Source organism: Streptomyces sp. NPDC004031, from assembly GCF_053604375.1.
Window position 1 is genome coordinate 1 of record NZ_JBSGHL010000158.1, and the last position, 1457, is coordinate 1457.

1 protein-coding gene is annotated in these 1457 nt (G+C 71.0%); it reads right to left on the reverse strand.

Annotated elements, in window-relative coordinates; all coding sequences use genetic code 11:
• On the reverse strand, positions 1 to 1457 hold a 1457-nt coding region (locus ACWERV_RS36805; RefSeq protein ID WP_452941251.1), incomplete at both ends, for an AMP-binding protein.

A 1457-nucleotide genomic window follows, 5' to 3' on the forward strand; every position in this document is an offset into this window, starting at 1 on the left:
AGTCCGGGGCCGGAGATGCACAGTTCGCCGGGGGTGCCGGGGGGTACGGGTTCGTCGTGGGGGCCGAGCAGGGTGATGCGGGTGTCGGCGATGGGGCGGCCGATGGGGGGTCGGCCGGTGGTGGGGTGGGTGAGTTCTGCGGCGGTGGCGATGACGGTGGCTTCGGTGGGGCCGTAGGTGTTGACCAGGCGGATGCGGTCGGCGAAGTGGTGGTGCCAGCGGGTGAGGGCGGTTTCGTGGGCTTGTTCGCCGCCGAGGATGACCAGGCGGAGGGTGGTGGGCCAGGGGGTGGTGTGGATGTCGTCGACGAGGTGGTGCCAGTAGGCGGTGGGCAGGTCGAGGACGGTGGTGCCGGTGAGGTGGTCGGTGAGGGTGAGGGGGCCGTCGGGGAGGAGGGTGATGCGGGCGCCGGAGGCGAGGGCGGGGAAGATTTCTTCGACGTGGGTGTCGAAGCTGTGGGAGGCGAACTGGACGATGCGGTCGCCGGGGCCCAGTTGGTAGTGGTGGCGCATCCAGGTGGTGCGGGTGGCGAGGGCGGTGTGGGGGACGGTGACGCCTTTGGGGGTGCCGGTGGAGCCGGAGGTGTAGATGAGGTAGGCGGTGTCGGTTGTGGTGGTGGGTGTGGTGGTGGTGCCGGGTGTGGGTCCGTCGGGGGTGAGGACGAGGGCGGCGCCGCTGTCGTGGGTCATGTAGTCGAGGCGGGCCTGGGGGTAGTCGGGGTCGAGGGGGAGGTAGGCGCTGTGGGCGTACCAGGTGGCGATCATGGCGGTGATGGCGTCGGGGGTGCGGCCCAGGCGGATGCCGATGACGGTGTGGTGGGGGAGGGTGGTGGCCAGGTGGCGGGCGCGGGTGTCGAGCTGGGCGTAGGTGAGGTGCTGGTCGCCGCAGGTCAGGGCGATGGCGTCGGGCCTGAGGCGGACCTGTTCGGCGAACTGGTCGAGGAAGGTGGGGGTTTCGGCGAGGTGCGGGCCGTCGAGGACGGTGGTGTCGTCCGGGCTGAGGATCGGGACGGCGGCGAAGGGTGTGGTGGTGTGGTCGGGCAGGGCGCGTAGCAGGCGGGCGAAGCGCTCGGTCATCCGCTCGATCGTGGCCGCGTCGAAGATCTCCGCGTCATAGACGAGCGAGAGCACCAGCTCGGGACCGTCGTGCCAACCCTCCATCATCAGGTCGAACTTGGCCTGTCCGAAGCCCCCGTCCAGGTCGGTGGTGTGCAGCCGGGTGAAGCCCTCCACGTCGTGGTCCGCACCCTGCGTGTGGAGGATGGCCATGGTCTGGAAGAGGGGGGTGCGGGCGGGGTCGCGCACGACGCGCAGGCGCGCGGCCAACTCCTCGAAGGGGATGCCCTGGTGGGCGAAGGCGGCGAGGACGTCGTCGCGGGTGCGGTCGAGGAGGGTGCCGAGGGTGGGGTTGTCGGTGAGGTCGGCGCGCAGGACGAGGACGTCGGTGAGGTAGCCGAT